Below are 26,791 nucleotides of genomic sequence, written 5' to 3'. Positions count from 1 at the left end.
TCCCGCTCTGACGTTTAGCTTCCCGTCCGCGTGTTGCGGGGGGAGAGAGAACGGTATGAAGCAGTCCAAGTTGAGTCTGGCCCTGGCCGGCCTGATTGGTGTTGGCGTCATGGTCAAGGCTGATGACGCCATGGCAATGAACTATCACGTGCAGGGAGACCGCATCTTCCTCAGCGGTGGCGTCACCTTCGCCGACGTCGTTTCGCTGCCGGCGCTGCTGGCCAAGGCGCAGGCCGAGGGGCGGCCGATCCGGGAGGTGGTGCTGCGTACCTCCAACGGTGGCGCGCTGATCGCCGGCGAGTGGCTGCAGGGGGTGATCCGCACGTCCGGCCTGAACACCATCGTGTCGGGCCATTGCATCTCGTCCTGCTCGATCATGCAGTCCGGTGGCGTGGAGCGCTATCTTGCCGGTGATCTGCCGATTGTCGATTCGGTGGAGATCCATGCGGCCAACAACGGCAGCAATGTGATCTACGAGCCGTCGCCGCGCATGACCCAGATCTACACCGGCAACTATGGCGGCGGCATGGATGCTGGGCTGCTGCACAAGGCGATGTACGAAGTGGTCAAGCCCAACGGCCTGCTGGTGTTCCGCGATCCTGCGCGCACCCCCGGTACGTCGGTCACGTTCGATCCGGATGGCAGCGGCAGCGCGCTGGAGTCGTTCCCTGGGCAGGACATTCACAGCAACCGGATCATCACCGCAACCGGCTATCGTGATCCGGGCGATACGTTGAATGTCATTGCGGACGTCACCGGTGACATCAATCCGGGCTACCTGCGGACGGGACGCCAGCTGCAGACGTTCGTCGATGATGATTTCGCGCGCTGGAGCACCGATCGACCGTCGGCGTACTTTTCCTACGCACTGACCATCTACAACCTTTCCAGCACGGGTCCGCAGGGCATCGGCGCTGGTTCGGTGCAGGATTATCTGAGCGATCCCGGCGTGCAGGCCCTGCTGCTGTCCAAGCTTCGGCTGGGCGATCTGGACGCGTCCACGCTGGACGATTCGATGGGCGTGATCCGGATTGCCAATGGCGCTGTCTGGCGCTCGTCCGCAACCACCGGTGCGGACTTCATGCTGGTCGACAATGGCACCATCGCCCTGGAAGGTGGCGCCCTGCGTGCCCCGGAAGTGCGTGTGCTCGGTGCGGGCATGCTGGTCGGCCACGGCGACGTGGCGGGCACCGCGATGGACAGCACTGCATTGCTGGGTGGCACCGGCCCGTCCTGGCGCGAGGATGGCTTCAACCGCCTGCGCGTGTTCGGCACGCTGATGCCGCGCGGAGGTGATCTGGTCACCCATGGCTACGTCAACATCATGCCCGGCGGCAAAGTGCTGTTCGACGTGACCGAGAGCGGCGGCAGTGCCGGTGGTCGTGTGCGCGTGGGTAATTTCTTCGACCCGTCCACCAACAAAGTGCTCGATGGCGCGCTGGTGATCTCCAAGGGCGCTTTCCTTGAACTGAACGTGGCGCAGGGCTATTACAGCAAGGACTTCCGTCGCGATCTGGTTGAAGGCCCGATCTACCAGGACGGCTTCCAGGAGGTCGTGCGGCTGGGCGACCCTGGCTACAGCGCCAGCATCAGCGGCGGTGAGGTGTTCCGTCCGCGCCACAACTCGCTGTTGAGTTTCAATGTCAGGCAGACGGCCGATGGTCTGTGGCTGACCGCCAACCCGGGCTTCGACCAGCGGGATCTGTTCGCCAACGGCCCGTCCGGTGATGACCTGGGGCGTGTGCTGGGAGCTGCATCCGATCGCCAGGACAGTGGCCTGAAGCCGCTGCTGGGCGTACTGCAGTTCGCCGACCGCGACGTGGTCGCGCAGCAGGCCGGTGCGCTGCGTGGCGACGCGCACGCCACCCTGCGCCTGGCCGACAACGCCCTGCTGGGCAGCATCGGCAACGTGGTCCAGCAGCATCAGGCGGCGATGCGCAGTGCCGGTGGCGATGCCGATGGCCTGGCCGCGCAGGTCGCGCAGTCGATGTCGGCACAGCCGGGCACGCGCCATGGCACCCTGTTCAACCAGCTGGCAATGCATCTGGTCGAGCCGACGGCAGCAGGTGCGGGGGCCAATGGCGATGGCCAGCGTGGCCACGGACTGTGGGCACGTGGCTTTGCCAGCCATGGCCGCATCGATGCCGATGCTGGCGTGGCCGGGATGAGCCATACCGTGGGCGGCATCGTGGTCGGTGCCGATACGCGCCTGGCCGATGACCGTGTCGGCCTGGGCGTAAGCGTGGCGGCCGCGGACATGTCGACCAAGGCCCGTGGCGCCTCCAGCTTCACCGGCGACGTGCGTGCGCTGGATGTGGGCGGTTACCTGGACGCGATCTACGCGCGCGGTTATCTGTCCGCGGCGGTGCGCTACACCGACCTGCGCCACGACACCCGGCGCAGCATCGCCGGCATCGAGGGCCTGCAGGATCCGCTGCGTGCGAAGTACAGCAACGATGCGATCTCTGCGCGGGTGGAACATGCGTTCTCCTTCACCAGCGGCAAGGGCGTGGTGATCCAGCCGCTGCTGCCGGTGGTGGACTACGCGCGCACCTCCGCGACGCGGTTCAACGAAGGGCAGGGCGTGGCGGCGCTGGCCGGGCGTGGCGGCAGCCTGGAGAGCATCCGGGTCGGTGCGGGCCTGCAGCTGTTCAAGACCTTCGAGGGCAACAACGGCGAGCGCATCACCCCGCGGGCGCGGGTGGTGTGGCAGAAGGAGCTGGGGGATACGCAGGCCCGCTACAGCACCGGCTTTGCGGCGGCGCCGGATCTGGTGTTCGGCAGCAACAGCCAGACGGTGGGCGAGCAGGTGCTGAGCTGGAACCTGGGTGTGACCAGCCGGGCCAGCGAGCGGCTGTCGGTGATGGTCGACTATGTGGGCGAGCGCCGCGACGGCCAGCTGCAGAATGGTGTGCAGCTGGGGCTCGGTTACCGGTTCTGAGTGGCCGGCGGCACCGGCGATGCCCGCATCGCCGGTGCCATCCCAGGACGCACGCTGCTGCGGTATGGTTCGGCATGGAATTCCACCCAGGCCCCTCCATGCAGATCGCAGTCTTCAGCGCCCGGCCCTATGATCGCCGCTTTCTTGACGAGGCCAATCAGCGCGGCGCCGCAGAACAGGATTTCGCGTTCGTCTACTTCGATGCCTCGCTCGACCTGCATACCGCCACGCTGGCACAGGGCTGCGACGCCGTCTGCGTGTTCGTCAATGATCGTCTTGATGCCCCTGTGCTGCAGGCCCTGCACGCTCAGGGCGTGCGCGCCGTGCTGCTGCGGTGCGCCGGCTTCAACAACGTCGATCTCGCCGCTGCGACGTCGCTGGGCCTGTTCGTCGCGCGCGTGCCGGCCTACTCACCTGAGGCCGTCGCCGAGCATGCACTGGCCCTGGTGATGACCCTCAACCGGCAGACACATCGCGCCTACAACCGCGTGCGCGAAGGCAACTTCATGCTCGATGGCCTGCTTGGGCACACCCTGCATGGCCGCACCGTCGGCATCGTCGGCACCGGCAAGATCGGTGTGGCGACGGCGCGCATCTTCAAGGGCCTGGGCTGCACGGTGCTGGGCCATGATCCCTATCCATCGGCATCCTTCGCCGGGCTGGGAGAAAACGTGGCTCTGGCCGAGCTGCTGTCCCGCGCCGACATCGTGTCGCTGCACTGCCCATTGACGGCGGATACCCATCACCTGATCAACGATGCGTCGCTGGCGCAGATGAAGGCGGGTGCCATGCTGGTCAACACCTCGCGTGGCGGTCTGGTCGACACCCATGCGGTCATCCGCGCGCTGAAATCACGCCGGCTGGGCCACCTGGCCATCGACGTCTACGAGCAGGAAAGCGCGCTGTTCTTCCAGGATCTCTCCGGGGAAATCATCGACGATGAAGCGTTCCAGCGCCTGATGACCTTCCCCAACGTACTGGTGACCGGCCATCAGGGCTTCTTCACCGTGGAGGCCCTGCAGGAGATCTCGGCGATCACGCTGGGCAACCTGGCGGATTTCGCAGCCGGGCGGGCGTGCGCGAACCGGGTGGAGGCAGGCTGACCGAGGGTGGATTGACCACCGGGCAGGGGAGCCCGTAAAATCGCGTGCTCGGCCGGAATAGCTCAGTTGGTAGAGCGGCGCATTCGTAATGCGTAGGTCGCAGGTTCGACTCCTGTTTCCGGCACCATGTTTGATGAAAAGCCCCGGCCCTGGTCGGGGCTTTTTTGTGTCTGGTGGCGCCGGGCCATGCCCGGCGGAATGCGAGGGCAGGTGGCGCGATTCGCCGCCCGACTGGGGGTGAGGGCGACCTTCGGCCGTTAGTGCTTCCTGTCGTCGGCCACAGGCGCGACGGATGGCACTGCGACGTCCAGTGGCCCTGCATCGGCAGTGGCGTTGGCGGGGCGGCACTCTCTCGAACACAGGTAACCCGCATGTCGAACTCGTCGATCTCCCCCCTCACTTCCCGGTCCAGGCTGAGCATGGCGATGTCGTTCGCTCTGATGGCGGGACTCTCCACGCTCGATGCGCAGGCAAGCACCTTCCATCTGAACGGCGACACGATCTACTACTCCGGCGGCGTCGAGAGCAGCGATCCCAGGACCTTGGAGCGCATTCTCAGCGCGGCGAACCGGCAGGGACGGACCATCCGCCAGATCGTCTTCCGCAATTCACCCGGTGGTGCTGCCAGCGGTGGCGTTGGCATGGGCGAGGTCATCCGCCGCAATGGCCTGGATACCGTGCTGGACGGTGGTTGCTACTCGGCGTGTGCCGATGCGTTCGTCGCCGGTGTCAATCGTCGGATCACCCGCTTCGCCCTGCCGGTGTATGACGGTTACGACATGACCGTGCTGGGGATTCATGGCGAAGCCCGGGATGGTGTTCCCACGCCGTACCCGGGCCAGGAGAAGTACATCCAGTACTACCGGGACATGTTTGGCGCCAGGGACTTTGCCGTCATTGAAGGCCGGATCACCCAGGCCCACTACGAACTGACGGAAAGCTCCGGCTTCCTGCGCTATTTCGATCCGGCCACGATGGCCATCGCGACCCGCTTCTGCCCGACGCGCGACACCAGCGAGGACGGTGGCTGCACGGCCTATCCGGACGTGACGCTGTTCAGCGACAGGGTGGCGACCTCGATGGACTATGCAACGACCAACGATGTCCTGATCATCGATGGCAAGCAGGTGAGCGGAAACATCAATCCGGCATTCGATCCCGCGCAGTTCTCCTATGTGCGCGATGTGGATGTGGACAAGGTCGTCGGCGGCGATGCCTTTGGCGTGATCAAGCTCACCGCAGGCGCCCACTGGTCCGCGACAGAAGACAGCGGTGCGTCGATCCTGTGGGTGGACTCGGGAAGGCTGGACATCACAGCGCAGAGCAACCTGCTTACCGGCAACAGCGTGATAGGACGCAACGGTGCCGTCGATGTGAGGGACGGTCTGCTGAAGGCCGGGAGCACGATCGTGGACGGTTCGCTGTCCCTCGCCTCGACCGGCGAACTGGACAACAGCGATACGCTGCTGGTCCGGCGTGGAGGTGAGGTGGCGATGGCCGGTGGTCGAATCTCCACGGCCGTCGTGACGCTGGATCCAGGGGCCGCACTGAAGGGGCATGGAACCATCGGCGCGACGGCCTATGTCGGGGACCCGGACTATCCCGACTTCCCCTGGAATGTTCCGCAGGTGGCGCGGGTGAGGGTGGCCGGTGGCGATCTTCATCCGCAGGGCGGCCCGTTGACGGTCAACGGCTATGTCAGCTTCGCCTATCCCAATGCCGGCCGGCTGCTGTTCGACATCACCCCGGAGACGCGCCAGGCGGGCCTTGTACTGGACGCATTCGAAGTCCATCGCTGCGACAGCCAGGGCAGCTACTACTATTGCGGAAACGGGGCGGCCACCACGGCGCCGGGCTTCCTGATCGGCGGCACGGTCGGCAAGCTCGCGCTGGATATCGCACCGGGCTACTACCGCCAGGATCTTTCGATCCCGCTGGTACAGGGACGTATCTATGGCAGCAAGGAAGGCAACGAGCTGACCACCGCGCTGTTGAACGACAGTGACAGCGAGTTCGATGCCAGCGTGCCGCAGCTGCAGGCCGGACAGGTCGCCTTCACCCGTGCCGAGCGGCAGGACGGCTCGGGCTACAGTGCCGATCTGACCAGTGCCGACACGGCACAGCGCAGGTTCCATCCGCGCGAGAACTCGCTGCTCACGTTCAATATCGTGCAGACCGGCGACGGCATCTGGGCGGTCGCCAATCCGGCCTTCGATGACGTGTCTCCGTTCGCCAACGTGGCGTCGGGCGCGGGCCTCGGCCAGGCATTGAGGACGGCCGCGTCGCAGCCGGCGTCGGCGCTGGATCCGCTGCTGGGCGCATTGCAGTTTGCCGACCGCGACGTGGTCGCGCAGCAGGCCGGTGCGCTGCGTGGCGATGCGCATGCCACCCTGCGCCTGGCCGACAACGCCCTGCTGGGCAGCATCGGCAACGTGGTCCAGCAGCATCAGGCGGCGATGCGCAGTGCCAGTGGCGATGCCGATGGCCTGGCCGCGCAGGTCGCGCAGTCGATGTCGGCACAGCCAGGCATGCGCCATGGCACCCTGTTCAACCAGCTGGCAATGCATCTGGTCGAGCCGACGGCAGCAGGTGCGGGGGCCAGCGGTGATGGCCAGCGTGGCCACGGTCTGTGGGCACGTGGCTTCGCCAGCCATGGCCGCATCGATGCCGATGCCGGCGTGGCCGGGATGAGCCATACCGTGGGCGGCATCGTGGTCGGTGCCGATGCGCGCCTGGCCGATGACCGTGTCGGCCTGGGCGTGAGCGTGGCGGCCGCGGACATGTCGACCAAGGCCCGTGGCGCCTCCCGCTTCACCGGCGACGTGCGTGCGCTGGATGTGGGCGGTTACCTGGACGCGATCTACGCGCGCGGTTATCTGTCCGCGGCGGTGCGCTACACCGACCTGCGCCACGACACCCGGCGCAGCATCGCCGGCATCGAGGGCCTGCAGGATCCGCTGCGTGCGAAGTACAGCAACGATGCGATCTCCGCGCGGGTGGAACATGCGTTCTCCTTCACCCGCGGCAAGGGCGTGGTGATCCAGCCGCTGCTGCCGGTGGTGGACTACGCGCGCACCTCCGCGACGCGGTTCAACGAAGGGCAGGGCGTGGCGGCGCTGGCCGGGCGTGGCGGCAGCCTGGAGAGCATCCGGGTCGGCGCGGGCCTGCAGCTGTTCAAGACCTTCGAGGGCAACAACGGCGAGCGCATCACCCCGCGGGCGCGGGTGGTGTGGCAGAAGCAGCTGGGGGATACGCAGGCCCGCTACAGCACCGGCTTTGCGGCGGCGCCGGATCTGGTGTTCGGCAGCAACAGCCAGACGGTGGGCGAGCAGGTGCTGAGCTGGAACCTGGGTGTGACCAGCCGGGCCAGCGAGCGGCTGTCGGTGATGGTCGACTATGTGGGCGAGCGCCGCGACGGCCAGCTGCAGAATGGTGTGCAGCTGGGCCTGGGTTACCGGTTCTGATGCAGGGAGGACGTCCTCGCCCGCCGGGCGGGGGCGTCCACCGGCGGCTCATCCGCCTCTACCGCCCGCACAGGTTGGCGCAGGAGTGTCTTGAGTCGCGAAGGAGCGGTCTTCCGTGGGTCGCTCAGATAGATCTCATGGTGCGGGCCGGCAAACGTGTAGCCCAGCGATGGCATCACCTCCTGGTGCAGCCTCGCGAGTGTCGGGCCTTCATCCTCATAGGGGCCCACGTGCAGCGTTTGCAGGCAGAGACCCTCCTCCAGCCGCTGCAGGCGCAGGCTGGAGGGTGGCGCACCGAGCTTCGCCCTCACCTTCTCCGTTGCTGCAGCGAACCGCGGCGTGTCGACGGCATCCGGGGTGCGGATCATCAGGGTCCAGGTCCATTCGTCCTTGCGGCGGGCGACGAAGCTGCCCGGATCCTCAGCGCTCCAGAGCCCCTCCAGCGGCGCAACCACATGGTCCTGTCCCACCGCCTTGAGGGCGAACTTCAACGCATAGCTGACGGAGTAAAGCCAGCGTACGGCCTCGGCGTAGGCGATTGCCGTGTTGGGGTCGCCGCGGCCGTCAATCATCACGAACGGCAGGGAGGGCACTTGGAGCAGGACGAAGTCGCCGGTCGGCGCCCGGTACAGGGTGCGGTCAGGCGTCTTGAAATCGACTTTGCCCATTGGAGATCTCCAGTAGACGGAAAGCATCGCACGCGCGTCAGCATGCCACAGTTCCTGAATGCGTTCATTCGACTTTGCCGAACGAGGGATTCCGGCGCGGCGACACCTGCGGCTGCGATGCCCCGGGCCCCATCGCTCGCACGGTGCGACAACGTGTCGCAGCCAGAATGGGGCCTTTCCTGCGGTGGATCATTGTCAATGCCTTTCTTAAATGGTGGGTGACGGCCTAAAATTGCAAGGCTGACTCGACCCCACCTCCCTGCCTGTCTCCGGACGGGTGGGACCGGCTTTGGCCGGAGCGGGCAGGACGGGGAACGGCATTCCCTCGCAATTGGATCGACCGATGATTCCGTTGAAAACCCTTGGGCGCTGGTTGCGCCCGGGCCTGCTGCTCGCAGTGCTGGTGATGCTCACCGGCTGCGATGCCGTGGCCATCCTCAGTCCGAAGGGCCAGATCGGCCAGGATGAGAAGACCCTGCTGATCACGGCCACCGTGCTCATGCTGCTGGTCGTCATCCCGGTCATCATCATGACCCTGACCTTCGCGTGGAAGTACCGCGCTTCCAACACCAAGGCCCGTTACGAGCCGAAGTGGTCGCACTCGACGGCGATCGAGGTGGTGGTGTGGTCGATCCCCTGCATGATCGTGCTGGTGCTGGCCGTGCTGACCTGGCGCTCCTCGCACGCGCTGGATCCGTACAAGCCGCTGGAATCGGACGTCAAGCCGGTCACCATCGAGGCGATCTCGCTGGACTGGAAGTGGCTGTTCATCTATCCGGAAGAGAAGATCGCGGTCGTCAACGAGATCAAGTTCCCGGTCAACACTCCGCTGAACTTCAAGATCACCTCCGACACGGTGATGAATGCCTTCTTCATCCCGCACCTGGGCAGCATGATCTATTCGATGGCGGCGATGGAGACCAAGCTCCACCTGATCGCCAACGAAACCGGTGAATTCCCGGGCATGTCCTCGCACTACAGCGGTGCGGGCTTCGCCAAGATGCACTTCACTGCCTATTCGGTCACCGATGCCGAGTACCGCCAGTGGCTGGACCAGGTCCGCGCCGGTGAGCAGACGCTGGACAAGACTTCGTTCAAGGCCCTGGGTGAAGCGCGCAATGCCGAGTGGTATCCGGTGACCTACTACGGCCGGTCCGAGGAGGGCCTGTTCGACTGGGTCATCGCCAAGCACATGGGCGACAACAAGCACTACGGCATGAAGCACGCCCATGCGGGCGCCGCTGCCGCCGATGCTGCCAGCCATGAAGGGCACGAAGGCCACGCCCCGAGCGAAGAGCACAAGTCCAAGGAGTCCGGGGAAAACCTGGATGCCACTGAACACGAGCACGCCGGCCACGCCGGTCATGCGGGCTCGGGAGAATGAACATGCTGGGAAAACTCTCTCTTGAGTCGATCCCCCACGATCCGATCGTGCTGACCACACTGGTCGGTGCGGTGCTGGGTGGCCTGGGCGTCGTCGCCCTGATCACCAAGTTCAAGCTGTGGGGCTATCTGTGGAAGGAGTGGTTCACCTCGGTGGATCACAAGAAGATCGGCGTGATGTACCTCATCGTCGCCTTCGTCATGCTGCTGCGCGGTTTCTCCGACGCGATCATGATGCGCACCCAGCAGGCCATCGCCGTCGGTGGCTCCGAGGGTTACCTGCCGCCGCACCACTACGACCAGATCTTCACCGCCCACGGCGTGATCATGATCTTCTTCGTGGCGATGCCGTTGATCACCGGCCTGATGAATCTGGCCGTGCCGCTGCAGATCGGTGCGCGCGACGTCGCGTTCCCGTTCGTCAACTCGCTCAGCTTCTGGCTGTTCGTCGCCGGTGCGGTGCTGATCATGCTGTCGCTGTGGATCGGTGAGTTCGCCGCCACCGGCTGGCTGGCATTCCCGCCCTTGTCGGGGATCGAATACAGTCCAAGCGTAGGCATGGACTACTACATCTGGGGTCTACAGGTGGCGGGTCTGGGTACCACGCTGAGTGGTATCAACTTCTTCATCACCATCCTCAAGATGCGCACGCCGAGCATGAAGCTGATGCAGATGCCGGTGTTCACCTGGACTGCCCTGGTGACCAACGTGCTGATCGTCGCTGCCTTCCCGGTGCTGACCATCACCCTGGTGCTGCTGACCCTGGACCGTTACCTGGGTACGCACTTCTTCACCAATGACGGTGGCGGCAACGCCATGCTGTACATCAACCTGATCTGGATCTGGGGCCACCCGGAGGTGTACATCCTGGTCCTGCCGGCGTTCGGCGTGTTCTCGGAAGTGATCGCCACGTATTCGCGCAAGGCCCTGTTCGGTTACAAGGGCATGGTCTACGCCACCGCCTGCATCGGCGTGCTGTCGTTCATCGTGTGGCTGCACCACTTCTTCACCATGGGTTCGGGTGCCAACGTCAATGCCTTCTTCGGCATCACGACGATGATCATCTCCATTCCCACGGGCGTGAAGATCTTCAACTGGCTGTTCACCATGTTCCGCGGCCGCGTGCAGTTCACCACGCCGGTGCTGTGGACGATCGGCTTCATGGTCACCTTCACCATCGGCGGCATGACCGGCGTGATGCTGGCCATCCCGGCCATCGATTTCGTGCTGCACAACAGCCTGTTCCTGATCGCGCACTTCCATAACGTGATCATCGGCGGCGTGGTGTTCGGCATGTTCGCGGGCATCACCTACTGGTGGCCGAAGATGTTCGGCTTCCGCCTCAACGAGTTCTGGGGCAAGTGCGCGTTCTGGTGCTGGTTCATCGGCTTCTACGTGACCTTCATGCCGATGTACGTGCTGGGCTTCATGGGCATGACCCGTCGCCTGCAGAGTACGGTCAATCCGGCCTATGAGCCGCTGCTGCTGGTTGCTGCTGCAGGTGCCTTCATCGTCGGTGCCGGCATCCTGTGCCAGATCATCCAGGTGGCCGTGTCGATCCGCGACCGCAAGAAGACCGTCGACCTGACCGGCGATCCGTGGGATGCCCGTACGCTGGAGTGGGAAACCTCTTCGCCGCCGGCGTTCTACAACTTCGCCACGCTGCCGGACGTCACCGAGCTGGACGATTTCTGGGAGCGCAAGCAGCGCGGTGAGGCCTGGCCGAAGCCGGCGAAGTACACCGACATCCACATGCCGCGCAATACCGGCACGGGTGTTGTCATCGGTGCCTTCAGCCTGGTGTTCGGCTTCGCGATGATCTGGCACATCTGGTGGCTGGCCATCGTCGGCTTCGTCGGCATGATCGCCACGTTCATCTACCGCACCTTCGACCAGGACGTGGACTACTGGGTCCCGGCCGCCGAGGTGGAACGCATCGAGAACGAACACCGTAAGCACCTGGAAGCCCAGGGCCTGGTGAAGTCGGAGCTGAAGGCATGAGCACCAATACCTCGACCCTGAGCCACGGGCACGCCGCGCATGCGGCGGCCCATGGCCATGACGACCACGAGCATCACGACACCGGCGGCAACACCGTCTTCGGTTTCTGGGTGTACCTGATGAGCGACTGCCTCATCTTCGCGTCGCTGTTCGCCACCTATGTGGTGCTGGCTGGCGGCACCGATGGTGGCCCCGGTCCGAAGGACCTGTTCGAACTGTCGTTCGTGGCCTGGGAAACCGCGCTGCTGCTGACCTCCTCGCTGACCTTCGGTCTGGGCATGATCGCCCTGCACCGCAAGCAGGTGGGTCAGATGTACCTGTGGCTGGCAATCACCTGGCTGCTGGGCTTCGGCTTCATGTGCATGGAAGTGTGGGAATTCCAGCACCTGATCCACCAGGGCTATGGTCCGGACCGCAGTGCCTTCCTGTCGGCGTTCTTCGCCCTGGTCGGTACCCACGGCCTGCACGTCAGCGCCGGCCTGCTGTGGCTGCTGGTGATGTTCGTACAGCTGAAGAAGTACGGCCTGACCCCGACCAACAAGACCCGCATGGCGTGCCTGAGCCTGTTCTGGCACTTCCTGGACCTGATCTGGATCGGCGTGTTCTCCGTCGTCTACCTCAATGGAGCGCTGTAATGGCACATGACAACCACGCACACGATCATGGCACCGGTGGCGAAAGCCACGGCAGCGTGAAGTCGTACCTGATCGGCTTCGTGCTGGCAGTGGTGCTGACCGTCATCCCGTTCTGGATGGTGATGTCGGGCGACTTCTCCCGCACCGTCAACGGTGTGGTGATCGCGATCACCGCCGTGCTGCAGATGCTGGTCCACCTGGTGTTCTTCCTGCACCTGGACCGCTCCTCGGAGAGCCGCTGGAACGTCAACGCTGCTGCCTTCACCATCGTGGTGATCGGCATCATCGTGGTCGGCACCCTGTGGGTCATGCACAACATGAACGTGCATATGATGCACTGACGTCCCCGCGACGTTGCCACGCAGAAAGGCCGCCCCCGGGCGGCCTTTCTGTTGTCGGGTGGATGGGGTCGGATCCCATGTCGCAGGCGAGGGCTCCGAACTCGCACGCCGGGCCTCACCCCACCTTGCGCAGCCTCACCCCACCTTGCGCAGGAACTCCTCGGCATCCATCGGCCGACCCAGGTGGTAGCCCTGCAGCTGGTCGCAGCCCAGTTCGCTCAGGTACTCGCGCTGGGCCTGGGTCTCCACGCCCTCGGCCACCACCTGCAACTGCAGCGTACGGCCCAGGGCGATGATCGAGGAGACGATCGCGGCGTCTTCGGCATTGCGTTCCAGGTCGTGCACGAAGGCCCGGTCGATCTTCAGCTCGGTGGCCGGCATGCGCTTGAGGTAGAGCAGGCTGGAATAGCCGGTGCCGAAATCGTCGATGGCGATGTGCACGCCCATCGCGGTGAGATCGTTGAGAATCGCCAGGCTCGCGTCGACATTCTTCATCGCAGTCGTTTCGGTGATCTCAAGCGTCAGCAGAGGCGGATCGATGGCGTGTCGTTCCAGCGCCGCACGCACGCTGGCCAGCAGCGTCGGCGAGGCGAACTGCAGGGGAGACAGGTTGACCGCCATCGTCCAGCCGCGATGGCCGGCATCATGCCACGCACGCAGCTGGGCGCAGGCGCGATCCAGCACCCAGTCACCGATCGGCAGGATCAGCCCGCTGCGCTCGGCGATCGGGATGAACACGTCCGGTGCCAGCAGGCCCAGTTCCGGGTGCTGCCAGCGCAGCAGCGCTTCGGCGCCGCTGGCGGGGGCATCGGCGGCGGGAAATTTCGGCTGGTAGTGCAGCACCAGTTCGTCCCGGGCGATGGCCTTGCGCAGATCCTGCAGCAGCCGCAGCTGGCGGTTTGCACTGAGCTGCATCGAGGGAGTGAAGAACGTGTAGCCGTTCCGGCCAGTGTCCTTGGTGTGGTACATGGCTGCATCGGCGTGGGCCATCAGCTCGCGTTCGTTGCCGGCGTCGTCCGGGTACAGGGCGATGCCGAGGCTGGCGCTGACCTGCAGCTCGGCCGCGTCGAGAATGAAAGGCTCGCTGGCCGCGGCGATGATGCGCTCTGCGACGACCACGGCGTCATCCGGGATGTCGATCGCCAGCACGATCACGAATTCGTCCCCGCCCAGGCGCGCGAAGGTGTCCTGCGGTCGCAGCAGGCCGCCGATGCGTTGCGCGACGGCGACCAGCAGGCGATCACCCAGTTGATGACCGTAGGCGTCGTTGACCGCCTTGAATCCGTCAAGATCGCAGAACATCACGGCCACCGCGTGCTGGTGCCGGCAGGCTTTCTCGATGGCCTGTTCGATGCGGTCCTGCAGCAGCATGCGGTTGGGCAGCTGGGTCAGCGGGTCGTGCAGCGCGGCCTGGATCAGCCGGTTGTTGGCGTGCGCCAGCGAATCGGCCAGCAGCCCGGTACGGACCCGCATCTGGCGATCGAACAGGGAGGCCACCAGCGCAATGCCAAGCGTCGCCACGGTGGTGACGATGACCAGTACCGCCAGCCAGCGGGCATCGATGCCGCCACTGACCACGGCACCGCAGATGCTGCCGTCCGCAAAGCGTGCGGCCGCCATGCCGGTGTAATGCATGCCGACGATGGCCAGCCCCATCACCAGCGAGGCGAGCAGGCGCAGGCGCAGCGTGTTGCGCTGCTCGGTGCGCAGGCGGAAGGCGATCCACAGCGCAGCGCCGGCTGCGCCGATGGCCACCACGATCGATGTCGCGAACCATCCTGGGTGGTAGTCGATGCCGGGCTGCATGCGCATGGCGGCCATGCCCAGGTAATGCATGGCGGCGATGCCGGTGCCCATCAGCACCGCACCGGCCAGCAGCCGCCGTCGCGGCAGGCTGGGGCGGGAGACCAGCCACAGCGCATAGGCCGATGCGGCGATCGACACCGCCAGGGAGTAGAGGGTGATGGCCAGGTCGTAACCGATCGGGATCGGCAGGTCGAACGCCAGCATGCCGATGAAGTGCATCGACCAGATGCCCAGGCCCATCGCGGCGGCGCCACCGGCCAGCCACCAGCGGGCGACGCGTCCCTGCGCGCTGGCGACACGCCCGGCCATGTCCAGGGCCGTGTACGAAGCAAGAATGGCCACCAGCAGAGAGATGGCGACCAGGCTCTGACTGTAACTTCCAGTCATGTTGAATCCAGTGGGAAAGGGAGGGGCGCCCGCAAGGCGCACGCCCGCGACCCCTATCGGCGCAGGTGGGCGGTACTTGAGCGGTCGCAGCACCTGCGACCGGGCTCGGCTATCCTGCCACGCCCGTCCCCGCCGCAGGAAATTCCCAGATGGCAAAAGCCCGCACCGCCTACGTCTGCAATGAATGCGGCGCCGAGTACAGCAAATGGCAGGGCCAGTGCACCGAGTGCAATGCCTGGAATTCGCTGTCGGAAATCGTCCTGGAAAGCGCGGCGGCGGCCAAGGCGCCGGCATCGCGGCGGGCCGGCTGGGCGGGCAAGGTCGATCCGCCGAAGATCACCGCCCTGAAGGACGTGGAGCAGACCGAGCATCGCCGGGTCAGCACCGGCATCGGCGAGTTCGACCGTGTGCTTGGCGGCGGCCTGGTGGAGGGGGCGGTGGTGCTGGTCGGCGGCGATCCCGGCATCGGCAAGTCGACCCTGCTGCTGCAGGCGGTCGCCAGGATGGCGGCCGAGCTGCCGGTGCTCTACGTCACCGGCGAGGAGTCTTTGGCCCAGGTGGCCGGTCGCGCGCATCGGCTGGAACTGCCCCTGGATGGCGTCAACGCGCTCGCTGAAACCGGCGTCGAGTCGATCCTCCAGCACGCGGCCAAGGCCGGCCCGCGCCTGATCGTGGCCGACTCGGTGCAGACGCTGTGGACGGAAAGCCTGACCGCCGCACCGGGGTCGGTCAGCCAGGTGCGCGAGAGTGCCGCACGGCTGGTGCGTTTCGCCAAGGAAACCGGCACCGCCGTGTTCCTGGTCGGCCACGTCACCAAGGAAGGTGGCATCGCCGGCCCGCGTGTGCTGGAACACATGGTCGATGCGGTGCTGTACTTCGAAGGCGAAAGCGGCAGCCGCTTCCGGCTGCTGCGTGCGTTCAAGAACCGTTTCGGCGCGGTCAACGAGCTGGGCGTGTTCGCCATGGGCGACAAGGGCCTGAAGGAGGTCTCCAATCCGTCGGCCATCTTCCTGTCCGGTGGCAGTACGCATCAGCCCGGCAGCTGCGTGATGGTGACCCGTGAAGGAACCCGTCCGCTGCTGGTGGAGGTACAGGCGCTGGTCGACGCGTCGCCGCTGTCGAACCCGCGCCGTGTCGCCGTAGGCCTGGAGCAGAACCGTCTGGCCATGCTGCTGGCGGTGCTGCACCGGCACGGCGGTGTGCTGGTGGGCGACCAGGATGTGTTCGTCAATGTCGTCGGCGGCATCCGCGTGCAGGAGACGGCCGCCGACCTCCCGGTGCTGCTGGCGGTGCTGTCGTCGCTGCAGGACCGGCCGTTGGCCGAGAAGACCATCGCCTTCGGCGAAGTGGGCCTGTCCGGCGAGATCCGCCCGGTGCCCAATGGTGAGGACCGGCTGCGCGAGGCGGCCACCCATGGTTTCAGGCGTGCGATCGTGCCGAAGGCCAATGCGCCCAAGGGGGGCTCGGTCAAGGGCATGGAGGTGATCGCCGTGGAGCGCCTGTCCGAGGCGATCGACGCAGCGTGATTCCATCGGAGGCGCGCCGGCGGCCGCGATCCTGTTGAGCCGGGCCACGCGCGTCTGCTTCACCGGCGAAGGACCGCCGGGCATGGGCCAGACCCTGCAGACGTCAGATGCGGCTACGGTCAGCCTCGCTGTGCTAGTTTTTCCCGCTCGACGAAGGCGCCCTGTGGCGCCTTTCCGCGCCCAGGAGTAAACGATTACATGCAGGACCCCGCGCTTACCGCCCCCGCCGCCGAAATCCGCCGTGCGGGCGTCGACCTCAATGGACTGATGACGGTGCTGGGCAAGCACCTGTACTCCACGCCGATGGTGGCCCTGCGCGAGCTGGTGCAGAACGCGCATGACTCGATCATCCGCCGTCGCATCGAGCAGCCGGGCAGGGACGTGCCTTCCCGGATCTCCGTCCAGGTCGACGCCACCGCCGGCGTGCTGCGCATCAGCGATACCGGGGCGGGCCTGACCCGCCAGGAGATCCACGATTACCTGGCGACCGTCGGTGTCGGCTACACCCGTGGCCTGCGCCAGGGCGGCGCCGACGAGGATGGCCTGATCGGCATGTTCGGTCTCGGCTTCCTGTCCGCCTTCGTGCTGGCGCGTCGGGTCAGCGTTCGCACCACCTCCTACCAGACGCCGGAACTCGGCCATCTGTACGTGTCCAGCAATGCCGAGCAGTACACGGTCAGCGAAGTGCCCGCGCGCGAGATCGGAACCGAAGTGGAGCTGGAACTGCACCCCGACTTCCTGCCGCTGGCCAACGAAGCACGCCTGCACGAGGTGCTGGGGCGGTACTGCGCGCTGCTGTCCGAACCAATCTTCATCGGTGCCGCCACCTCGGCGATCAATCCGGAGCCGCCGCCGTGGCGGGCGCAGGGCGAGGTCGCGCTGCACCCGGTGCAGGCGCGCCGGCAGTCCCTGCAGTTCGCCGCGCGTTTCGAGCATGACTTCGAGCCCATCGTCACCCTGCCGCTGCGCGCCGATGGCGTCAGCGACGCCACGGGCCTGTTGTGGGTGCAGGATGGCGCCACCTATGGCACCAGTGACAACCGCAATCTGTCGGTGTTCGTGCGCGGCATGCTGCTGGACGACGATGCACGTGACCTGCTCCCGCCCTGGGCCGGCTTCATCGGTGGCGTGATCGAGTCCTCGCGGCTGACGCCCACCGCCAGTCGTGAGGATCTGCAGCGCGATGATCATTACCGCGCCGTGCAGCATGCCCTGCTGGAGGCGTTGATCGATGGCCTGGCCGAGGTCGCACGGCAGCAGCCTGAAGCCTGGCGCCGGGTGCTGGCCCGCCACAACGAAGCGCTGCTGGGCGCGGCGCTGTGTGATGACCGCCTGTTCGAACTGCTGGTGGAGCACGTGCGCGTGCCGACCTCGCAGGGCGATCTGCCGGCCAGCGCGCTGCCGGCACGCGGCGCCGTGCATGTGATCCTCGACAACGGTGGCGGTTTCGAAGAGATGCTGTTCCGTGCGATGGGGGTGCCGGTCGCGCATGGCCATCGTTATGCGGTGGTTCCGTTCCTGCGTCGCTGGGCCCAGGCCAAGGGCCTGCGCCTGGTGGAACTGGGCACCGAGCAGGGCAACCGCGCGCTGTTCCGTACCGATGACAGCCTCGATGAGGCGCAGCTGGCCTGGCTGCGTGAGCAGTTGGGCGATGGTGAGCAGCTGCTGCCGGCGCGCTTCAGTCCGGAGGCACTGCCGGTGGTGGTGGTGCCCGACCGCGAGGCCGAACTGAAGCAGCGGCTGGAGGACGACGAGAACGACAAGCGTGTGTCGATGGCCGCGCTGCGGCTGGCCCGCCAGTTCACTGCACGCATCGAATCGCGTGCACCGTCGCGGCTGTATCTCAACCTCGACAACACCGCGGTGCAGGCGCTGCTGCGCGCACAGCGCGAAGGCCACCCGCAGGCCGAAGCGGCTGCACGCCTGCTGCGCTCCCTGAAGATCATCGTCGCCGCGCAGGGCAGGCCCCTGGCGCGGACGACGGCAACCGCAGGCCCCGACCTCAATGGAGCCTTCACCGACATCGCGGGCGCGCTGCAGCAGATGCTGCGCTGACGCCCGCTCTCATCCAGCCTTCGCTAGACAGGAGCACGTAATCCCATCATGGACATCTGGAACTGGGTAGAAAAACTGCAGGGCGACCTGCGCCAGGCCGGGCAGGCGCAGAACGCGCACCTGCTGAACCGCCTTGCAGACGACGTCAGCGAGCTGCAGGTCGACCGCGTCGATGCGCTGTTGCCCGAGGCGCGTGCGCTGGGCAAGGCGCTGGACAATCCCTGGGTCGATGTCTACGTCGGCCACTGGGCGCTGCGCAACCGCGTGGGCAACCGCGTCGAAGGTGAAAGTGCACTGGGCGAGGCGGTCGCGCTGTTCGAGCGTGCGCATCGCGATGACACCCTGGAGTGCCCGCAGTCGATCTGCGTGACCCAGGATCTGGCTGCCTGCTACGGCAACATCGACGGCCCCGGCTGGGTGCCCGAACGGGTCGAGGTCTGCGACGAGACCCTGGCACGCATCGATCCGAGCTGGGCCTGCTTCCAGTGCCTGAGCTGCGAGAAGGCGGACGCGCTGCTGGACGACGGTCGGGGCCAGGAGGCGCTGGATTACCTGCAGGCACAGGCCGACGCGATCGAGGCCTGCGGCAAGGAGGTGTTCGACAGCTTCCCGGAGATGCAGATCAAGATCCTTCTGGGCCTGGGCCGCGCTGAGGAAGCGCTGGCGCTGATCGAAAAGCGGGAGGCCGAGGTGGTCGCTTCGGGCGAGTATGAGCCGGCCAACTGCACCGTGCCGCGCCGCCTGTCCAAGGCCTGGGCGCTGGCACAGCTGGGCCGCGACGAAGAAGCGCTGCAGCAGATGGTGCCGTGGAGCGAGCTGACGCCGAACTACTGGCGACTGTGGGCGAACACCGCCGCCGCGTTGTGCCGGCGCGATCCGGCGCGCAACACCTGGGACCTGGGTACGCGCTTCAACACCATCATCGAGCATTTCGCCCGCGTCGGTTCGCACCGGTTGTTGATCGAGGTGGCTGCACTCAGCCTGGAGCTGGCGCTGCAGCGGGGCGCGCGCTGGGTGGCGCAGCGGCAGCTGGGCCTGGCCCGTGCCCACCTTCCGCAGCTGCGCCAGGATCGCGGCGCGTCCGCGCTGGTGGCCGCCCTGGCCGCACGCGTGGAAAGCCTGCCGGAGGTGCCACCGTTGCCGGTGCCGGCCACGGAGCTGCTGGCGTGGCTGGAAGCGCGCGCGGAGCAGAGCCACCCGCGCGATCCCGAGCAGGAGGCGCAATGGTTGCTGCAGGCCCACGCACAGTGTCCCGATGATGAGCCGTTGGCCGACACGGCGGCTTCGGCGCTCAATGCCTGCGGCGCGCAGGCCGAAGCACGCGCACTGCTGTGGGACTTCGTGGCGGCGCATCCGCAGCACGATGGTGCAGCGGCCTACACGCTGATGCGGTGGCTGGCCGAACAGGGCGATGACGCGGGCCTGCGCCGGTTGGCGGATGTCTTCCGCGACAGCGTGCCGGTGTTCGCCCACTGGTGCGAGGTGCAGCGCGCGCGCCGGGTGTCCGACTGGCCGGCGTTGGAGCAGGCGGCAACGGCGCTGCTGGAGCTGTCGCCGGGATCGCATGGCGCGCGTGGCACGCTGGCCCGCATGTACATGGAGACCGGACGCTTCAGCGATGCCCAGGCCTGCTACGCGCAGCTGATCGAACTGCTGGAGGAGCCCAATGCCGCGCATTGGGACCACATGAGTGCCGCCAGCGCCGCGCATGACTGGGACGCCGTGCGGGGGTCGGCGGCGGCGATCGGCATGGAACTGTCCAGCACCGAGGGTGTGGTCGAAGAGCCGTGGGGCTGGGTGATCATCCGCAGCGAGGAAGAGGGCGAGCCGATGGAGTACTACGCCCGGCGCAGTGGCCCGGTGACCGCCCGCATCGTCGAGAACGCGCCGGCCAACCGCGCCCAGCAGGTGGGTGACTGGGTGGTGTTCGACGCGGCGCTGGTGCATCCGGCACCGGAAGACGAGGAGGCACGCGAGCACTTCATCCCGACCTACGCACAGGTGCATGTGCTGGAGCGTGGCGGCTTCGCCCGCAGCTGGCTGATCGACGGCGCCCATCCGGGTGAGGACGCCTGGAATGCCCTGGTCGAGGCGGTGGAGGCGCAGGGCTGGAAAATCTGGGCCCACAGCCGTCCCGACTACACCGTGACCGACCCGGAGGCCGAGGATGGCACGCTGCCGGGGCTGCTGTTCACCATCGCCCAGCCTCAGGATCACGCACCGCTCGCGCTGCACCGGTTCCTGCAGCAGGCCACCGCCGGCTGGGCACATCCGCTGTGCTGGCTGCGCCTGGCCGAAGCCTGCGACCAGGATCGCCAGCCGCATCTGGACGTGATCGAGCGGTACGGCCTGTAGGCACGCCTCGCTCGCCGGGGCATGGCCCGGCGCCACTGCTCTGCGCCGCCGGGCGATGCCCGGCGGACCTGTCATCCGATCAACGGGAGTGTCCGAACACCAGCTCGATCGCGAACTGGCTGCCGAAGAAGGCCAGCAGCAGCAACAGCATGGCCGTCAATGTCCAGTGCACCGCCTTCACCCCGCGCCAGCCGTAGCGGCGGCGGCCGATCAGCAGCACGCCGAAAACGATCCACGACAGCACGCTCAGTACGGTCTTGTGCACCAGCTTCTGTGCAAGCAGGTCATCGACGAACAGGACGCCGGTGACCAGGGTCAGCGTGAGCAGGGCGAAGCCCACCGCGATGACCCGGAACAGCAGCGCTTCCAGATCGGCCAGCGGGGGCAGGGCGCGCAGCCAGGGCCGGAATTCGCGGCGGCGCAGCGCGCGTTCCTGCAGCCACAGCATGATCGCCAGCAATGCCGCGATGCTCAGCGTGGCGTAGGCCAGCAGGGCCAGCCAGGCATGGCTGGCCAACCGCCAGCCCAGCACCTTGCTCGGCTCGTGGCCATAGCCGTGATAGGCCAGCAGCAACAGTGCCGCGAGCGGAAACACCACCACGCCCAGCGCGGACATGCGGCCGCGTGCACCCACCAGCGACGTCAGCCAGGCCATGCCCAGGCCGACCAGCGACAGCGCCGCGAAGAAATGCATGTCCGGCCCGCCGTTCGTGCGCATCGCCACCATCACGTGATAGCCGCCATGCAGCACGATGGCTGGCAGCGCCGGCCACAGCCAGGCGGGCGAACCTACGGCACCATCGCGGCCGAGCGCGCGCACCAGCAGGACGCTGGCGGCCAGGTAGAGCAGGACGGCGATGAGAACGATTGTCATCGTGGCAGTTTCGCATACCCCCGGGGTGCTGGCGACGGCCGCCGTGTCGCAGCCCGGGAGCAGGGGCGGACCGGCTATACTGTGTGCCTTATTGTCCCCCGTTTTCAGACAGGTCGCACCGCATGTTCGAGTCCCTGACCCAGCGCCTTTCTGGCACCATCGAGCGCCTGCGCGGCCGTGGCCGCCTGACCGAGGAGAACATCCGCGAGGCCACCCGCGAGGTCCGCATCGCGCTGCTCGAGGCCGATGTCGCGCTGCCGGTGGTACAGGCGCTGATCGAGCGCATCAAGGTGCGCGCCGTTGGCCAGGAAGTGTTGAAGTCGCTGACCCCCGGCCAGGCGCTGATCAAGGTCGTCCGCGACGAGCTGACCGCGGTGATGGGCGCTGAAGCCAGCGACCTGAACCTCAACGTGCCGGCGCCGGCCATCATCCTGATGGCGGGCCTGCAGGGCGCCGGCAAGACCACGACCGTGGGCAAGCTGGCCAAGCACCTGAAGGAAAAGCGCAAGAAGAAGGTGATGGTGGTCTCGGCCGACGTCTACCGTCCGGCGGCGATCGAGCAGCTGAAGACCCTGGCCGAACAGGTCGGCGTGCTGTTCTTCCCGTCCAGCGCCGACCAGAAGCCGGAAGCCATCGTCCGCGCCGCCATCGACGATGCGCGCAAGTCGTTCGTCGACGTGCTGCTGGTCGATACCGCCGGCCGCCTGGCCATCGACGAAGCGATGATGGCCGAGATCAAGGCCCTGCACGCAGCGGTCAACCCGGCCGAGACTCTGTTCGTGGTCGATGCCATGACCGGCCAGGACGCGGCCAACACCGCCAAGGCCTTCGGGGATGCGCTGCCGCTGACCGGCGTGGTGCTGACCAAGACCGACGGTGACGCCCGTGGCGGTGCCGCCCTGAGTGTGCGCTACATCACCGGCAAGCCGATCAAGTTCGTCGGTGTCAGCGAAAAGCCGGACGGCCTGGATGTGTTCCATCCGGACCGCATCGCCAGCCGCATCCTGGACATGGGCGATGTGCTGTCGCTGGTCGAGCAGGTAGAGCAGCAGGTCGACAAGGACAAGGCGGCCAAGCTGGCCGAGAAGGTCGCCAAGGGCAAGAAGTTCGACCTGAACGACATGCGCGACCAGCTGGAGCAGATGCAGAACATGGGCGGCATCGGCGGCCTGATGGACAAGCTGCCGGGCCTGGGCAACATCCCGGACCACCTCAAGCAGCAGGTCAGCCAGGGCAAGGAAGTGCCCCGCATGATCGCCATCATCAGTTCGATGACCAAGAAGGAACGGCGCAACCCGAACCTGCTCAACGGCTCGCGCCGCGCGCGCATCGCCAAGGGCTCGGGCGTGACTCCGGCCGACGTCAACAAGCTCATGAAGCAGTACATGCAGATGGAAAAGATGATGAGCAAAATGGCTGGCGGCGGCATGAAGGGCATGATGCGCAGCATGAAGGGCATGATGGGCGCCATGGGTGGCCGCGGCATGCCGTTCCGTTGATCAACATCGGGGGCGGAACCTGTTCGGATCCGACCCCGCCTGCAACGACTGGCGTATGCTGGGCGGCGACCTCTCCCGCAGGTATGTCGCGTGAACGCATCGCCGATTCTTGAACGCGCCGACGCCTTCTGTCGGCGTTTTTCATTGCAGCTTCCGATCCTCCTCTCCCCCATGGCCGGTGCCTGTCCGGTGCCGTTGTCGGCGGCGCTGGCCAATGCCGGCAGCATGGGCGCAATGGGCGCGGTGCTCTCCTCGGCCGCCGATATCGGGCGGTGGATGGATGAGTTCCGGGCCATCTCCACCGGCCCGGCGCAGGTGAACCTGTGGTTGCCGGACCCGGCGCCGACGCGCGACGTGGTCGCCGAATCCGCCAGCCGTGCCTTCCTCGCGCAGTGGGGACCGGAGGTGCCGGCCAGTGCGGCCGATGCCACGCCAGCCGATTTCGAGGACCAGTTCGCTGCGTTGCTGGCCGCGCGCCCGGCGGTGGCCTCGACCATCATGGGCGTGCTTTCCCCCGCGCATGTGCAGCGGTTGAAGGACGCCGGCATTGCCTGGATCGCCTGTGCCACCACGCTGGCCGAAGCGCGGGCTGCACAGGACGCCGGGGCCGATGCGGTGGTGGCACAGGGGGCTGAAGCCGGTGGCCATCGCGGGGCCTTCGATCCGGCGCTGGCCGAACGCCAGTTGGTCGGCCTGTTCGCACTGCTGCCGCGGCTTGCGGACCATCTTCAAATTCCGGTGATCGCGGCCGGTGGCATCGCCGACGGGCGTGGCATCGCCGCGGCATTGACGCTGGGTGCCAGCGCGGTGCAGATCGGCACCGCGTTCCTGCGCACACCGGAGGCAGCACTGGCGCCGGCCTGGGCCGACGCGCTGGCGATCACGGAACCGGAGGATACCTGGCCGACGCGTGCGTTCAGTGGCCGACTGGGCCGCGGCCTGGCAACGCCCTATGTACGCGCCGCTGCGGCGGCCGGTGCGCCGGCTCCGCGCCCGTACCCGGTACAGCGTGGACTGACCGGGCCGATGCGCGCGCAGGCCACACGCGAGAACCGGCTGGCGGCAATGCAGGCCTGGGCCGGGCAGTCGGCGTGGATGGCACCGGCGCGGCCGGCCGCTGACGTGCTGCGCGGCATGTGGGAACAGGCGCAGGCGCTGCTGCGATGATGCTGACCTGCAACGGCCAGCCGGCGCAGGTGGAGGATCTGCTGCCGGCGCTGGTGAATTACGGTCACTTCACCTCGCTGCAGGTGCGTGGCGGAGCAGCGCAGGGATTGGACCTGCATCTGGCTCGACTGTCGCAGGCCACACGCGACCTGTTCGGCAGCGAGCTGGACACGGCGCAGGTGCGGGGCTGGATGGCGCAGGCGCTGCAGAGGGCCGGTCTTGCCGACGCCTCGCTGCGGGTGACGGTGTTCTCGCGTCACTTCGACTTCCGCGATCCACTGGCCCGCGTGGCGGTCGATGTGCTGGTGGCGGTATCCGCGCCGGTATCGCTGTCCGCGCCGCGGCGCGTGCGCAGCGTCACCTGGCAGCGGGAGCTGCCGCAGATCAAGCACGTCGGCACGTTCGGCCTGTTCGCGCAGCGGCGTGCGGCGATGGCCGACGGGTTTGACGACGCGCTTTTCGTGGACACGCAGGGGCACGTCAGCGAGGGCACGACCTGGAACGTGGCCGTGCATGATGGGCACCAGCTGATCTGGCCACGCGCCGCCGCGCTGCGGGGTACCGCAGAGGCCCTGCTGCGTGCGCATTGGAACGGACCGCAGGTGTGCCGGCCCTTGCCGGCAGGCGCGTTGCAAGGCGTGCAGGCTGCGTTTGCCTGCAACGCCAGCGGACTCTGGGCGCTGCAGAGCATTGATGGGCGGGCCCTGGGTGGCTCGCTGGCGTTGGCTGAACAGGGCAGGGCGGTACTGGCCGGTGTGCCCTGGCAGCCGCTTTCCTGAACGGATGCATGGCCTGCCGGCCGCCGGGCATGGCCCGGCGCTACCGTGACGCGTGGGGTTGGCTCGGCCACGCTCTGCCGCTATAATCGCCCGCTTACCTCGCCATCCTGGCGACTGGGCAATAGGAAAACACACCATGGTCAAGATTCGACTGACCCGCGGCGGCGCCAAGAAGCGTCCGTTCTACCACATCATCGTCACCGACGTGCGCAGCGCGCGCGACGGCCGCAACATCGAGCGCGTTGGCTTCTACAACCCGGTCGCCCAGGGCGCCGAGAAGCGCATCGAGCTGGATCTGGCCCGCGTTGACCATTGGGTCAAGAACGGCGCCCAGCCGACCGACAAGGTCCGCAACCTGATCAAGGAAGCGACCAAGTCCCAGGCCGCTGCGGCCTGATCCTGACGGGCCACGCTCCGGCGTGGCCCTCCTGGTTGAAGCAGATGAAAGATATCGAGCGCCGCATCCTGCTGGGCAGGATTGTCGGCGCTTTTGGTGTGCGCGGCGAGATCAAGCTCGAGTCCTGGACCGAGCCACGTTCCGCCATTTTCCGTTACCAGCCATGGATCGTGCGCAGTCCGTCCGGCGTGGAAACCACGATTGAAGGTGTGCGGGGTCGCGACAGCGGCAAGCACCTGGTCGCGCGTTTCCCCGGCGTCGAGGACCGTGACGCGGTCGAAGCCATGCGTGGCACCGAGATCTACGTGCCGCGCAGCGCGCTGCCGCCGCCGAATCCGGATGAATATTACTGGGTCGACCTGGAAGGCCTGGACGTGAAGACGACCGAGGGCGTTGCCCTGGGCCAGGTCTCGCACCTGTTCAGCACCGGTGCCAACGACGTGGTGGTGGTCCGTGGCGACCGCGAGCGGATGATCCCGTTCGTGCTGCCGGACTTCGTCGTTTCGGTGGACTTCGAGGCGAACCTGGTCGTGGTCGACTGGGATCCCGAGTTCTGAGCATGCGTTTCGACGTCATCACCCTGTTCCCCGAGTTCCTCGCCCAGTCTGCTGGACTGGGCGTGGTCGGACGCGCGCAGGAGAAAGGGTTGTTCAGCCTTCACGGCTGGAATCCCCGTGATTACGCCGAAGGCAACTACCGCCGGGTGGACGACCGTCCCTTCGGCGGTGGCCCGGGCATGGTGATGCTGATCGAACCGCTGCAGGCCTGCCTGCAGGCGATCCGCAATGCCGATCCGACTCCGGCCAGGGTGATCTACCTCAGCCCGCAGGGGGCGCCGTTGACCCAGGCCAAGGTCCGTGAACTGGCGGCGCTGCCGCGCATGGTCCTGCTCTGTGGGCGCTACGAGGGCATCGACGAGCGCTTCCTGGAAGCCAATGTCGACGAGGAGATTTCCCTCGGCGACTACGTGCTGTCCGGCGGCGAGCTGGGCGCAGCGGTCATCATCGACGCCGTGGCCCGCCTGCAGGAGGGGGCCCTGAACGACGCTGAATCGGCGGCACAGGACAGCTTCGAGGGCGACCTCGGCCTGCTCGACTGCCCGCATTACAGCCAGCCGGCCCAGCACCCGCTGGGTGACGTGCCGGAGGTGCTGCGCTCGGGCAACCACGCGGCCATCGCCGCCTGGCGCCGCCAGCAGTCCCTGGTCCGTACCGCCCAGCGGCGCCCGGACCTGCTGGATGAACAGGCGCTGGGCAAGACCGACCGCAAACTGCTGGAGCAGGGCCGTCAGGCCCGGAAACAAAAGGCCAGCCCCTAGCGCAGGGCTGGCGTTATCGGCTATCATGGCCAATTCCCGCCGGCCCCGGCTGGCGTGCGCAGTACCCAAAACAAACGTGCAGCACAGTCCGG

General features: G+C 66.8%; 19 protein-coding genes and 1 tRNA gene. 17 read left to right on the top strand and 3 right to left on the bottom strand.

All coding sequences use genetic code 11. The features are described 5' to 3' along the window. The first annotated feature begins 55 nt into the window (after positions 1-55). The 4 genes from N5J29_RS14265 to N5J29_RS14250 all read left to right on the top strand — a co-directional run bounded on the left by N5J29_RS14265 (position 56) and on the right by N5J29_RS14250 (position 7,508). Positions 56-2,941 carry an autotransporter outer membrane beta-barrel domain-containing protein gene (locus N5J29_RS14265; RefSeq protein WP_279924457.1) on the top strand — a complete coding sequence of 962 codons (2,886 nt, stop codon included), beginning with the start codon at positions 56-58 and terminating at the stop codon, positions 2,939-2,941. A gap of 98 nt (positions 2,942-3,039) precedes the next feature. Next, positions 3,040-4,044: a 2-hydroxyacid dehydrogenase gene (locus tag N5J29_RS14260; RefSeq protein ID WP_065174624.1), complete on the top strand. Its 1,005-nt coding sequence runs from the start codon at positions 3,040-3,042 to the stop codon at positions 4,042-4,044. Between the two features lie 51 nt (positions 4,045-4,095). Then, positions 4,096-4,171 (top strand) — tRNA-Thr (locus N5J29_RS14255). Positions 4,172-4,469: 298 nt separating this feature from the next. Beyond that, a complete protein-coding gene (locus tag N5J29_RS14250) occupies positions 4,470-7,508 on the top strand; it encodes an autotransporter domain-containing protein (protein WP_239519744.1) in 3,039 nt (1,012 codons plus the stop codon). On the opposite strand, the gene N5J29_RS14245 is transcribed toward N5J29_RS14250, so the two are convergent. After that, a complete protein-coding gene (locus N5J29_RS14245) occupies positions 7,496-8,176 on the bottom strand; it encodes a GyrI-like domain-containing protein (RefSeq protein WP_164150729.1) in 681 nt (226 codons plus the stop codon). The two genes, N5J29_RS14250 and N5J29_RS14245, sit on opposite strands and share 13 nt — an antisense overlap. A 343-nt stretch (positions 8,177-8,519) precedes the next feature. Here N5J29_RS14245 and cyoA point away from each other — a divergent pair, with 343 nt between their 5' ends. From cyoA to cyoD, 4 genes are read left to right on the top strand one after another with little or no spacing between them, the layout of a single operon-like run. Further along, positions 8,520-9,560 carry a ubiquinol oxidase subunit II gene (gene cyoA, locus N5J29_RS14240; protein ID WP_164150731.1) on the top strand — a complete coding sequence of 347 codons (1,041 nt, stop codon included), beginning with the start codon at positions 8,520-8,522 and terminating at the stop codon, positions 9,558-9,560. Between the two features lie 2 nt (positions 9,561-9,562). Further along, positions 9,563-11,560, top strand: a complete 1,998-nt coding sequence (gene cyoB, locus N5J29_RS14235; protein ID WP_053518988.1) for a cytochrome o ubiquinol oxidase subunit I — start codon at positions 9,563-9,565, stop codon at positions 11,558-11,560. Continuing rightward, on the top strand, positions 11,557-12,195 hold the full coding sequence (cyoC, locus tag N5J29_RS14230; RefSeq protein WP_065174633.1) for a cytochrome o ubiquinol oxidase subunit III: 639 nt from the start codon (positions 11,557-11,559) through the stop codon (positions 12,193-12,195). Before cyoB ends, cyoC begins: the two co-directional genes overlap by 4 nt. Then, positions 12,195-12,536: a cytochrome o ubiquinol oxidase subunit IV gene (gene cyoD / locus N5J29_RS14225; protein ID WP_053518984.1), complete on the top strand. Its 342-nt coding sequence runs from the start codon at positions 12,195-12,197 to the stop codon at positions 12,534-12,536. The genes cyoC and cyoD overlap by 1 nt, the downstream gene beginning before the upstream one ends. A gap of 135 nt (positions 12,537-12,671) precedes the next feature. On the opposite strand, the gene N5J29_RS14220 is transcribed toward cyoD, so the two are convergent. Further along, entirely contained in the window at positions 12,672-14,729 is a 2,058-nt protein-coding gene (locus N5J29_RS14220) for a bifunctional diguanylate cyclase/phosphodiesterase (protein WP_164150733.1), read from the bottom strand. Between the two features lie 149 nt (positions 14,730-14,878). Here N5J29_RS14220 and radA point away from each other — a divergent pair, with 149 nt between their 5' ends. The 3 genes from radA (at position 14,879) to N5J29_RS14205 (ending at position 20,665) form a co-directional block, all read left to right on the top strand. Next, on the top strand, positions 14,879-16,255 hold the full coding sequence (gene radA, locus N5J29_RS14215; RefSeq protein WP_053518980.1) for a DNA repair protein RadA: 1,377 nt from the start codon (positions 14,879-14,881) through the stop codon (positions 16,253-16,255). A 198-nt stretch (positions 16,256-16,453) separates the two neighbouring features. Next, complete coding sequence (locus N5J29_RS14210) at positions 16,454-18,310, top strand: ATP-binding protein (RefSeq protein ID WP_164150734.1); 1,857 nt, start codon at positions 16,454-16,456, stop codon at positions 18,308-18,310. A 48-nt stretch (positions 18,311-18,358) separates the two neighbouring features. After that, positions 18,359-20,665, top strand: a complete 2,307-nt coding sequence (locus tag N5J29_RS14205; RefSeq protein WP_164150736.1) for a tetratricopeptide repeat protein — start codon at positions 18,359-18,361, stop codon at positions 20,663-20,665. 79 nt (positions 20,666-20,744) lie between these two features. On the opposite strand, the gene ccsA is transcribed toward N5J29_RS14205, so the two are convergent. Then, entirely contained in the window at positions 20,745-21,539 is a 795-nt protein-coding gene (gene ccsA / locus N5J29_RS14200; protein ID WP_053518974.1) for a cytochrome c biogenesis protein CcsA, read from the bottom strand. 122 nt (positions 21,540-21,661) lie between these two features. Here ccsA and ffh point away from each other — a divergent pair, with 122 nt between their 5' ends. The 6 genes from ffh to trmD all read left to right on the top strand — a co-directional run bounded on the left by ffh (position 21,662) and on the right by trmD (position 26,699). After that, positions 21,662-23,038, top strand: a complete 1,377-nt coding sequence (gene ffh, locus N5J29_RS14195; RefSeq protein ID WP_053518973.1) for a signal recognition particle protein — start codon at positions 21,662-21,664, stop codon at positions 23,036-23,038. A 90-nt stretch (positions 23,039-23,128) separates the two neighbouring features. Further along, positions 23,129-24,205 carry a nitronate monooxygenase gene (locus N5J29_RS14190; RefSeq protein ID WP_053518971.1) on the top strand — a complete coding sequence of 359 codons (1,077 nt, stop codon included), beginning with the start codon at positions 23,129-23,131 and terminating at the stop codon, positions 24,203-24,205. Then, complete coding sequence (locus N5J29_RS14185; RefSeq protein WP_164150738.1) at positions 24,202-24,984, top strand: aminotransferase class IV family protein; 783 nt, start codon at positions 24,202-24,204, stop codon at positions 24,982-24,984. Before N5J29_RS14190 ends, N5J29_RS14185 begins: the two co-directional genes overlap by 4 nt. A 136-nt stretch (positions 24,985-25,120) precedes the next feature. Next, entirely contained in the window at positions 25,121-25,381 is a 261-nt protein-coding gene (gene rpsP, locus N5J29_RS14180; RefSeq protein WP_005415733.1) for a 30S ribosomal protein S16, read from the top strand. Positions 25,382-25,425: 44 nt separating this feature from the next. Continuing rightward, positions 25,426-25,938, top strand: a complete 513-nt coding sequence (gene rimM / locus N5J29_RS14175; protein ID WP_053518968.1) for a ribosome maturation factor RimM — start codon at positions 25,426-25,428, stop codon at positions 25,936-25,938. A 2-nt stretch (positions 25,939-25,940) separates the two neighbouring features. Further along, a complete protein-coding gene (gene trmD, locus N5J29_RS14170) occupies positions 25,941-26,699 on the top strand; it encodes a tRNA (guanosine(37)-N1)-methyltransferase TrmD (RefSeq protein WP_053518966.1) in 759 nt (252 codons plus the stop codon). The last annotated feature ends 92 nt before the right edge of the window (positions 26,700-26,791 follow it).

Origin of the sequence: Stenotrophomonas sp. GD03680 (assembly GCF_029844625.1) — a bacterium.
GTDB classification, from domain to species: domain Bacteria; phylum Pseudomonadota; class Gammaproteobacteria; order Xanthomonadales; family Xanthomonadaceae; genus Stenotrophomonas; species Stenotrophomonas maltophilia_P.
This window is presented reverse-complemented; position numbering and strand designations above follow the sequence as displayed.